The 9,939-nt window shown below is 50.2% G+C and carries 9 protein-coding genes and 1 tRNA gene; 7 read left to right on the top strand and 3 right to left on the bottom strand.

From position 1 onward, the window contains the following. The first annotated feature begins 69 nt into the window (after nucleotides 1-69). From ACP5D0_RS08550 to fabB, 5 genes are all read left to right on the top strand, one after another. A complete protein-coding gene (locus ACP5D0_RS08550) occupies nucleotides 70-852 on the top strand; it encodes a biotin--[acetyl-CoA-carboxylase] ligase (RefSeq protein WP_472365285.1) in 783 nt (260 codons plus the stop codon). Beyond that, nucleotides 846-1,601: a type III pantothenate kinase gene (locus tag ACP5D0_RS08545; RefSeq protein ID WP_472365284.1), complete on the top strand. Its 756-nt coding sequence runs from the start codon at nucleotides 846-848 to the stop codon at nucleotides 1,599-1,601. Before ACP5D0_RS08550 ends, ACP5D0_RS08545 begins: the two co-directional genes overlap by 7 nt. A 40-nt stretch (nucleotides 1,602-1,641) precedes the next feature. After that, nucleotides 1,642-1,717 (top strand) — tRNA-Thr (locus ACP5D0_RS08540). Nucleotides 1,718-1,834: 117 nt separating this feature from the next. Next, nucleotides 1,835-2,350 (top strand): 3-hydroxyacyl-[acyl-carrier-protein] dehydratase FabA, encoded by a 516-nt coding sequence (gene fabA, locus ACP5D0_RS08535; protein WP_472365283.1) that lies wholly within the window; start codon nucleotides 1,835-1,837, stop codon nucleotides 2,348-2,350. Between the two features lies 1 nt (nucleotide 2,351). Next, a complete protein-coding gene (gene fabB / locus ACP5D0_RS08530) occupies nucleotides 2,352-3,572 on the top strand; it encodes a beta-ketoacyl-ACP synthase I (protein ID WP_472365282.1) in 1,221 nt (406 codons plus the stop codon). 182 nt (nucleotides 3,573-3,754) lie between these two features. Here the strand turns inward: fabB and ACP5D0_RS08525 are convergent, their stop codons facing one another. From ACP5D0_RS08525 to ftsY, 3 genes are read right to left on the bottom strand one after another with little or no spacing between them, the layout of a single operon-like run. Then, entirely contained in the window at nucleotides 3,755-4,432 is a 678-nt protein-coding gene (locus ACP5D0_RS08525; RefSeq protein WP_472365281.1) for a transglycosylase SLT domain-containing protein, read from the bottom strand. Next, nucleotides 4,429-5,463, bottom strand: a complete 1,035-nt coding sequence (locus tag ACP5D0_RS08520) for a DUF2914 domain-containing protein (RefSeq protein ID WP_472365280.1) — start codon at nucleotides 5,461-5,463, stop codon at nucleotides 4,429-4,431. The genes ACP5D0_RS08525 and ACP5D0_RS08520 overlap by 4 nt, the downstream gene beginning before the upstream one ends. Nucleotides 5,464-5,468: 5 nt before the next feature. Beyond that, a complete protein-coding gene (gene ftsY / locus ACP5D0_RS08515) occupies nucleotides 5,469-6,497 on the bottom strand; it encodes a signal recognition particle-docking protein FtsY (RefSeq protein WP_472365286.1) in 1,029 nt (342 codons plus the stop codon). 521 nt (nucleotides 6,498-7,018) lie between these two features. Between ftsY and ACP5D0_RS08510 the strand changes: the two genes are divergently transcribed. Then, a complete protein-coding gene (locus tag ACP5D0_RS08510) occupies nucleotides 7,019-8,437 on the top strand; it encodes a M16 family metallopeptidase (RefSeq protein ID WP_472365279.1) in 1,419 nt (472 codons plus the stop codon). Nucleotides 8,438-8,439: 2 nt separating this feature from the next. After that, on the top strand, nucleotides 8,440-9,756 hold the full coding sequence (locus ACP5D0_RS08505) for a M16 family metallopeptidase (RefSeq protein ID WP_472365278.1): 1,317 nt from the start codon (nucleotides 8,440-8,442) through the stop codon (nucleotides 9,754-9,756). Nucleotides 9,757-9,939: the final 183 nt, after the last annotated feature.

Genomic DNA, 9,939 nt, shown 5'->3' with positions numbered 1-9,939 from the left:
CTTTTATTCCTAAAAACCCATCTCTTGATGGGTTTTTTTTTGCGCGATTGTTATTTTATGGATTTCTAGGTGGACGCTCAGATCATTAATGAATCGTTACTCAGAAAGCAATTGGCTTCTAGGTGTCAGTTCGTCTATTTAGATAAGGTCGATTCGACTAACCTGTATCTCAAGAAGCGGCTCGCTGATGGTATGCTCGATTCGCCGATCATGGTGTTAGCGCGCTTGCAAACTGACGGCTATGGTCAGCAGGGTCGAAATTGGGTGCATGAAGAGGGGAGTTTGGCTTTTTCAATTGCCGTTCCATTGCGGTTTAATCCGTTGAATAAACCTTACATTTCGCCGCAAATTGCTTTACTCTTGCGTGATGCTTTAACACGGGCACACGGTGAAGCCGAATTATTAGAGGTTAAGTGGCCTAATGATGTCTATTTTAACGGTCGTAAACTGGCGGGCATTTTGATCGAGCTGCAAAAGGATGCCAAGACGAATGCACTCTATATGATCGTTGGTGTGGGCGTGAATACGGTTCCTATCCATTGCGAACTGTTTCGTTCAAGCTTTATATCAGGCCTGGATAAACACAGGTTTTTGGTACAATTTGCTCAAAATTTATTCGATCAGTTCAGTCACGGTGTTGTGCCGAGTTTTGATGCGCGATCTTGGAGTTGCTTTGATTACTTCAAGTCCAATGAATTGGTTTCAGTTATTAATAATCAATGCCTTGTTAGGGGTCGTTATATGGGGCTGGACGCTATGGCTCGTGCAATGATTGAAGTGGATGGCGAATTAAATTATTTCGACTCCGGTGCCATTTCCATAAAAAGGTTTACGAGAGATGATTTATGTTAGTTTTTTTTGAGTTGGGTAACAGCCGGTTAAAGGCGGCTGTTTTAGATAACGGCTCCTATGAATATTTGGGCGGGGTTGTCTATGACGGGCATTCGACTGTTGAATTGCTCAAATCCTTTCAAATTGACGCGCATGATGTTGAATTTGTGTATGCCTGTTCCGTTGTTGACTCGATGCTGTCAGCAGAGTTCACCCATTCGGTACAGAGACTTTTTAAGTGTTACCCAACCTTTTTAAATACGCAGCCAAAATGTTGTGGTATTAAGTGTGGTTATACTGATTTTGAAAAGTTTGGCAGTGATCGGTGGATGGCTATTATTGGAGCCTGTTCGAAGCAAGAACAGTCCGCTTTTATTGTCGATGCGGGCACGGCCATTACAGTGGACGTTGTGATTGACCAGCAGCATATGGGTGGTTTTATCGTTCCTGGCCTTGAAACAATGAAGTCAAGCCTGCTGGAGTCTACAGGCATAAAGCCTGAATGGGTTGCGCTTGATAACCGACTGCCGGACACGTTACTGGCAACCGATACGTCCACGGGGATAGCCGCAGGAACGCTCTATATGATTTCCGCTTATATTAATACGTTATTGGCGGATTTATCCAGTGATACGGGATTGCAGTTTATGTGTGTTGGTACGGGAGGCGATTTTGTTCGACTGCAGCCCATGCTGGATGGCGATTTTGATTACATTGAAGACTTAACCTTGCTCGGCATGGTTGAAGTCATTGAGAGTCTAAAAAAATAGTTGACAACTTTTGTTAACAACTTATAATACGCCGCATTCAGCCGACATAGCACAATTGGTAGTGCAACTGATTTGTAATCAGTAGGTTGGGGGTTCAAGTCCCTCTGTCGGCACCATATTCGAAGCCCGCATTTCACACTGAAATAGCGGGCTTTTTTGTATGCGGTAATGGCATTGTAAAGGAATTCTCGGTGCTGTTATAATGACCCCACAATTTTCAATATGGAAACTTCATGGAAAAGCAGTCTAGCTACAATAAAGAAGAACTTTTATCGTGTGGGCGCGGTGAATTGTTCGGCCCTGGTAATGCGCAGCTTCCTTTACCTCCTATGCTCATGTTTGATCGGATTACGCACATCTCGGAGGAAGGCGGTGCATTTGGTAAAGGTGAAATCCGTGCTGAGCTAGATGTCACAGAAGATTTGTGGTTCTTCGAATGCCACTTCAATAACGACCCTGTTATGCCCGGATGCTTAGGTTTGGATGCCATGTGGCAGTTGATCGGTTTTTATTTAGGTTGGACGGGAGGGCCAGGACGGGGGCGTGCACTGGGTGCTGGAGAAGTTAAATTTTACGGACAGGTGCTTCCCAAGGCTCGGAATGTCGAATATGTGATCGACATCAAGCGTGTGATCAAACGCAAACTTTACATGGGGATTGCGAACGCGCATTTACGAGTAGATGGTAGAGAAATTTATTCAGCGGAAGACTTAAAAGTCGGTTTGTTTACCAATACGGATAGTTTTTAAAATGAAAAGAGTTGTTATTACAGGTATCGGTATTGTGTCCAGTCTTGGAAACAATCCGCAGGAAGTCACAAACGCATTGAAAAACGGGCGTTCAGGGATTGTCTATGCGCCTGAGTATGAAGAAAATGGTTTGAGATCCCGTGTGCATGGCGCTGTCAAAAATCTGGACTTTAAAGAGCATATAGAACGTAAACAGCTTCGTTTTATGGGGGATGCCGCCGCTTATTCGTACATCGCCATGCAACAGGCGATCGAAGATTCCGGTTTGACCGCTGAACAGGTTTCACACCCTAGAACCGGTCTTGTCGCGGGTTCCGGTGGTGGGTCGAATTCGAATGCGACGGAGGCCGTCAGCGTCGCCAAAGAGCGTGGCGTCAAGCGTGTGGGACCTTACATGGTAACGCGTACTATGGGCAGCACGGTTTCGGCCTGTCTGGCGACCCCCTTCAAAATTCAGGGGATAAATTATTCCATCAGCTCGGCCTGTTCAACCTCGGCGCATTGTATTGGTACGGCCGTTGAGCAGATTCAGCTGGGCAAACAGGATGTTGTGTTTGCCGGTGGCGGTGAAGAGTTACACTGGACCATGTCGGTTTTATTCGATGCGATGGGGGCTTTGTCCACCAAGTATAATGATGCGCCTGAAAAAGCCTCCCGTGCCTACGATGCAGATCGTGATGGATTTGTTATCGCTGGCGGCGGTGGCATGGTTGTCGTTGAAGAATTGGAGCATGCTCTGGCTCGCGGTGCCAAGATTTATGCTGAAATTACCGGCTATGGCGCTAATTCCGATGGCTTTGATATGGTCGCCCCTTCTGGAGAAGGGGCGGTGCGCTGTATGCAACTGGCCTTATCCACTGTGAACGGTGAGGTGGATTACATTAATCCACATGGCACTTCTACGCCAGTCGGGGATACAAAGGAAGCCGCAGCGATTCGTGATGTCTTCGGTGACAAGGTGCCCAAAATCAGCTCAACCAAATCCATGTCCGGTCACTCATTGGGCGCTGCGGGGGTGCATGAGTTTATTTATAGCCTGTTAATGTTGCAACACGATTTCATCGCGCCGTCCATTAATATCGACAATCTGGATTCGGAATGCGAAGGCATGCCGATTGTCTGTGAACTGATCGAAAATGCGGGTCTGAACAGAATGATGAGCAACAGTTTTGGTTTCGGTGGTACCAACGCGTCTTTAGTGTTTGAAAAATATCAAGGTTGAACCCTGTTTCATACGCTTTTAAAGCCGCGCTTTTGAGCGGCTTTTTTATTATGTGGGTTTTTATCATCGATGTCAGGCCTGGTGAATTGTCCAAACCGATCAATGGTTAGCGCCTCAGCTCGAAATTATGGCGTGGTCGTATTTCTGAAACGCACCCAAGCCAAGCCGCTAGGATGCTGACCCTAGCAGTAAGGCCAAGGCGCATTGCAACCTGGTTTGCGTTTTGGTGCCGTGGGGGATTTCTGTGCGGGTTTTGTCCCTTGTGTTGCGGCGTAGCGTTTGCAGTTCTGTAATTGCTTTTTGTAAAGCGTGGCACGTTTGGTGACTTTATAGGCGACTTTTTTCAACCACTTTTTTTGATCAAATGTGCGCCGTGAATAGCCGCCGTGGCCTTCGTGATAGGCTAAATACAGATTGTAAGGATCATGTCGAGAAATGCCGTTGCGCTTGTAGGACTGATAGTTGTACCAGCCGATAAAATCCAAAGAGTCATCGACATTGGTGCGTTTGGCCGACCAATTGCCCGTGGCTTTTTGGTAGTCGTACCAAGCGGGATCTTGCGCCTGCGGATAACCGTAAGCCGACGATCGTCGCGGCAGCGGGATGAGCCCAAGCGCATAGTCGCGAGGTGGTTGTGCATCGTGGGTAAAACGCGATTCCTGATGGACAAACGCCATCAGAATGTATTCCGGCGTGCCCCAACGTTTAGCGGAATCACGTGCGGCTTCCGCCCAGTCCGGGTCATGGTCGAAAATCTGGCAGATATTATCGTGGGTTTCTTTGGGTGGGTTCGAAGAACAGGCCACCAAGCTGCTGGCGATGAAGAGGGTTACAGTCAATTTAAAGAGTCTGGTTATCATGATTCATCCTGTTTGCTGTAAATAAAAGTGTGGCGAAAAATAACGTTTTGGTCGGGGTCCAGCACCTCCACTTGCCAATCGCCCGTCCAGGCGCTGCTCATGCGCTTGCTTGACCAGGTTCGGAAAGACGCACTGCGGATGTTTAACGGGATGGTGGCCATGATTTGTTGGCGGTATATCCAACGGTGGTAGAGTGTTTTACCCTCTGCACCTTCTACCAAGGTGTAAAAATAAACTTTGCGCACATATTTCGGTACCGTGTTTTCCAGCCAGCCAACCGGCGCCATCTTCTCAATGTTCTCGGCCAAAATCGCTCTTTTGATCTGAATCGGGCTGTCATTCACAATCGGTTGTTGTTGAGTCGAAGTGGCCGCCGCTGCGTTGGTTTTTTCCGTCAGGGTTTCCGTTAAGTCTTGCCGTGCTTCTGCTGTTAGCAAAGATAATGCCTGTTCGCTTGTTGCTGGGTCGGGCGGGTTGAGCGGTTTGTTTGGTGGCGTTTGCGCTTGAGTGGTGTCGGTTGGCGGCGGTGAGGTTGGTGACGCGCTGGCGGCTTCCGGCTCGATCAGCCTGAGTGCGGCTTCCTCCTGGTTGCCTGCTGTCGGTATCTTATCCGGCGACTGAGATGGGCTTTTGGGCGAATCGCCAGGCCTGGTCGTTTTATCGTTCAGCAGAGTATCGTTTGATTGAGCGGTTGCAGCCGTTGCGGTGTGGCCTTGCTGGATGCGTTGCTGTTGTTCGGATTGGCGTTCGTTTATCTGGTTGATCATTAAAGCGGCGGTTCCGATCCCCGCCAGCAGCATCATGAAATACCAGGCAAATCGTGTTCGCAACGGCGTTTTAGAGTCTTCGGTTTCGTTTCCGCTGGCGTCTTCCTGAAGTTGTTCCCAGCCCATTTGAAAATATTGCCGTAATATCGGGTCACGACGAATGCTGCTGGGCATGTGTGTTTTGGGCTTGCCTTCCATGGCCAAGCGGTAGCCTTTTTTAAAGGCGAAGATATGATGTGCGTTTTCCGTTTCCGGTAGTTTCACCTTGATTACCCATCCGTTTGTGCAAACAAAGCTTCGCTGAACTCATCCGATTTGAAAGGGCGCAAATCATCAATGGCTTCACCGACGCCGATAAATCGAACCGGAATGCCCAGTTGTTCGGCCAGCGCAAACACAATGCCCCCTTTGGCGGTGCCGTCCAGTTTGGTGATGGTCAAGCCGGTCAGGTTCACGGCGTCATGAAATTGCCCGGCCTGGTTGAGTGCATTCTGTCCAGTGCCAGCGTCCAGCACCAGCATCACTTCATGCGGTGCCTCCGGGTTGACCTTCTGCATAACCCGCACCACCTTCTTCAGTTCTTCCATCAGATTGGACTGGGTGTGAAGGCGACCGGCGGTATCGGCAATCAGCACGTCCACATTTTTGGCGGTGGCGGACTGAATGGCATCGAAGATCACGGCGGCCGAGTCCGCGCCAGTTTTTTGAGCAATCACGGGCACCTGATTGCGTTCTCCCCAGGTTTGCAGCTGTTCGACTGCGGCGGCACGGAAGGTGTCGCCAGCGGCCAACATCACCGATTTCCCTTCATTCTGTAATTTTTTGGCTAATTTACCAATGGTGGTGGTCTTGCCGACGCCGTTGACACCGACCATTAGGATCACAAAAGGCCGATTATCTCTGTCTGTCCGGTCTGGAATCACCAGAGGGTGAGAGACCGGCTCCAAGAGCGATTCCAGTTGCGATTTGAGCGCCTGAATCAACGCCTCTGGGTTTTGCAGTTCTTTGCGGGAAACCTGTTCGGTAAGGTTGTGGATGATTTTATCGGTGGCTTCAACGCCGACATCCGATGTCAGCAGGATCATCTCCAGCTCATCCAGCAGGTCGGCGTCAATTTCCTTACGCCCCAGAACCAGTGCCGCCAAGCTTTCAGTGAAATTGCGACGTGTTTTGGTCAGGCTGTTTTTAAGACGGGTAAAAAAGCCAGGCCTGGCGGTTTTGCTCTGTGTTTCAGCTGGGGCTTCGTTGTTTATTTCTGGTGTTGTTTCAGCGCCTGATTCAACAACTGGTTCAGCCATTGGTTCCGATTCCGTTACCGTTTGGTCTTCCGTCGAGCCGATGTCGGCCGTGGCGGTAATGACTTCAGCGGGCGTTTCGGCTTCTTTCTCTGGTGGGGGTTCGTGCGAGGCTTCAAGTGGGGTTTCATGCTTGGCTTCGTCAGGCGGCGCAATGTCCGGTTCGTGTTCGTGTGCATTTTCAATCAAGGTGTCTTGCGGCGAGACAGGGGTTTCGGTTTCAATCGCTTTGTCGGAAAGGGCTTCGGGTGGGTGGTCGGAAGAAACCGTTTCTTCCGCCGGTTGCATTGCGTCTTGAGCTTCGCTGGCCTTGTCGGTTTGCGAGTCTTTCTTTTTGCGTTTTAAAAAACTGAACATGTCGCTTCCTGTGTATTAACCCGCCCGTTTCAAAAAATGACGTCTGAATTGTGGATGAATTATCTTAGTGTGTCTTGAAAAAACACCCGGGTTAAAGTTTCATTAATGCTTGAGTTTGTAATTTGCGTTATTATAAAGCAAATTTTGATGATTTTAGGAGATTCCCAATGTTGAAAACTGGGTTGAAAACGGGGTTGAAAAGTCGGCTGACAGGTTGCTTGAGAAGCGGCTTGACCCTTGGTCTGGTGGCCACGCTTTTTCTGCTGGGCACACAGGCGAACGCCAGTGTGTCACGATTTGAATTGGACAATGGTATGCAGGTGCTGGTGAAGGTCGATCACCGTGCGCCAGTGGCGGTGCAGCAGGTGTGGTATCGTGTCGGTGCCACTTATGAATACGGCGGCATTACCGGTCTGTCGCACATGCTGGAACACATGATGTTCAAAGGCACGAAAACCCTGCCTCCAGGCGAGTTTTCAAAGCGAGTTTCCGAACTTGGCGGGGAGGATAATGCCTTTACCTCCAGCGACTATACCGCCTATTATCAAGTGGTCGGGCAACAGAATCTGGAAAAAGTGATGGCGCTGGAATCCGACCGGATGCGCAATCTGGTGATTGACGAGGCGGAATTTCAGAAGGAACGCGACGTGGTGACGGAAGAACGTCGCTGGCGCGTTGAAGACCAGCCCAGTTCCAAGTTGTACGAGTTGTTTCGTGCCACCGCCTATGTCAACAGTGGCAAGCACCATCCGGTCATCGGCTGGATCAGTGATATTCGTGCTTATACGGTGGACGATTTACGAAGCTGGTATCAACAATGGTATGCACCGAATAATGCCACTCTCGTGGTGGTGGGGGATGTGGATCCTCAGCAGGTGTACCAGTGGGCCAAGCAATATTACGGTGTTCACACGCCGGAAACCATTACCCCGCCCAAACCGCGTCTTGAAATTGCTCAAGAAGGCGAACGTCGCATTCAGTTAAAAGGCGCCACCAAATCCCCCAGCCTAGTCATGGGGTTTCATGTGCCGTCTTTGGTGACCACGGACAATGACAGTGAGGTCTATGCCCTGTCGGTATTGAGTTCGGTGTTGGCCGGGTCGGACAGTGCGCGTCTGCCGCGCGAATTGGTGCGTGGTTCCAAAGTCGCCGTTTCAGCCGGTGCCGGTTACGATGAAACCAGTCGTCTGGAAAGCTTGTTCACCCTGAATATTACGCCTTCCGAGGGCAAAACCTTAGACGAGGCGGAAGCCGCTTTGTGGTCGCAAATCGAGCAACTGCAGCAGCAACCGATTTCCCAGCAGGAGCTGGAACGTGTTCTGGCGCAATCCGAAGCGCAGTACGTTTTTCATCAGGATTCCATTCAGGCGCAAGCCATGATTTTAGGATCCTTGGTCAGTGTCGGTCTGCCGATTGAAACCTATGACCATTGGGTTGAGAGCTTGCGAAAGGTCACGCCGCAATCGGTTCAAGCGGTGGCGCAAAAATATCTGACCCGGGATAAAGTGACCGTCGCCAGTCTCCTGCCAAACGGCGAAACGGCGACCCCCCAAACCATGCCGGAAATGCACGGAGGAATTCGATAGTGATGACGTTTAAGCAATTTACGGTGCTGGTGTTCGCCTGCACCACGCTCTTTTTTGGCCAGGCCTGGGCAAAAGTCACCATTGAAACCTGGCAGACTTCCAAAGGCAGTAAGGTGATGTACGTCCATGCCCCGGAATTGCCGATGGTGGATGTTGAAGTGCGTTTTGATGCCGGTTCCGCGCGTGACGGCGAGAAGTGGGGCTTGGCTTCCTTTACCGCTGGCATGATGGCCACAGCGACGCCTTCTAAAGATGAAAACCAGATTTCAGAAGCCTTTAACGATCTTGGCGTGCAAATAGGCGCTGATGCCGGACGTGATGCGGCCAGTCTGCAAATGCGCAGCTTGACGCGCGCGTCCATCCTGTCACCTGCGCTGGCACTGTTTGCCGAGGTTTTGACCCAGCCGGTATTTCGCACCGAAACCTTGTCGCGGGAAAAAGCCCGTTTAATGACTGGGTTGAAACAAAAGACGGTGCAGCCGCAAGCCATGCTCAGAGATGCGCTCTGGTCGCAGCTTTACGGTGACCATCCTTATGCGCACCCAGTGGAAGGCACAACTCAAACGGTTGACGCCTTGACGACCGACGACATCAAAGGGTTCTACAAGCAGTATTATGTGGCCGCCAATGCGCAAGTGACCATTGTCGGAGCGGTGGATCGAACGGCGGCGGAACAGATGGCGGAAACCTTGGTTCGCAATTTGCCGACCGGTAAACAACCTGCACCGATTCCCGAGCCGCAGCCGTTGCAACGGGCGCAGTTCGATACCATTCAATTTGGCTCCACGCAAACCTACTACACCTTGGCGCAGTTGGGCGTTAAGCGAGGTGACCCGGATTACTATGCCCTGTTTCTGGGCAATCACCTGTTCGGTGGCAGTGGCTTCGGTTCCTTATTAATGGAAGAGGTGCGTGAGGAACGCGGACTGGTTTACGGCGTCTCCAGTGGTTTCTATCCTATGCGGGTACCAGGGCCTTTCCAGATTCAACTATCGACCAAAAATGCCTCAGCAATGGAGGCCGACAAGGTGGTTCGGCAGACACTGGAAGGCTTTATGGCGGACTTTTCGGATACCCATCTGGATGCTATTAAGCGTAATCTAGTGGGCGGCTTTCCATTGCGCATTGACAGCAATGCCAAAATCGCCGGTTACATTTCCATGATTGGTTTCTACGATTTGCCGTTGGATTATCTGGAACGGTTTCCGCAGAAAGTGTCTGAGTTGACCAAGGAAGATGTCTTGAAAGCTTGGCGAAAGCACATTCATCCGGATAAAATGCTCACCATCATGGTCGGTGAACCGAAACCGGAAAACTAGCCCGAATGCACCGTTATCCCCGTGCCTTGCGATCACATAAAAAATGGCTCGGTAAAACTGGCTTGGGGGTTATCATAAGGTAGTCATAAGGTAGTCATAGGGCAACATTAAGGTCATCTTAGGTGCAACTTAACCCGAATATTTCATGAATTTGTGCTGAAATTGCGCAGAACCTTGTTTTCA

The sequence above is a fragment of the Hydrogenovibrio sp. genome (assembly GCF_049975065.1).
Taxonomy (GTDB): Bacteria; Pseudomonadota; Gammaproteobacteria; order Thiomicrospirales; family Thiomicrospiraceae; genus Hydrogenovibrio.
This window is presented reverse-complemented; position numbering and strand designations above follow the sequence as displayed.

Bases quoted from the DNA above. Each gene is read 5' to 3' on its own strand.
- ACP5D0_RS08545 (WP_472365284.1), top strand. From the start codon at position 846: ATGTTAGTTTTTTTTGAGTTGGGTAACAGCCGGTTAAAGGCGGCTGTT.
- fabA (WP_472365283.1), top strand. From the start codon at position 1,835: ATGGAAAAGCAGTCTAGCTACAATAAAGAAGAACTTTTATCGTGTGGG.
- fabB (WP_472365282.1), top strand. From the start codon at position 2,352: ATGAAAAGAGTTGTTATTACAGGTATCGGTATTGTGTCCAGTCTTGGA.
- ACP5D0_RS08525 (WP_472365281.1), bottom strand. From the start codon at position 4,432: ATGATAACCAGACTCTTTAAATTGACTGTAACCCTCTTCATCGCCAGC.
- ftsY (WP_472365286.1), bottom strand. From the start codon at position 6,497: ATGGCTGAACCAGTTGTTGAATCAGGCGCTGAAACAACACCAGAAATA.
- ACP5D0_RS08510 (WP_472365279.1), top strand. From the start codon at position 7,019: ATGTTGAAAACTGGGTTGAAAACGGGGTTGAAAAGTCGGCTGACAGGT.
- ACP5D0_RS08505 (WP_472365278.1), top strand. From the start codon at position 8,440: ATGACGTTTAAGCAATTTACGGTGCTGGTGTTCGCCTGCACCACGCTC.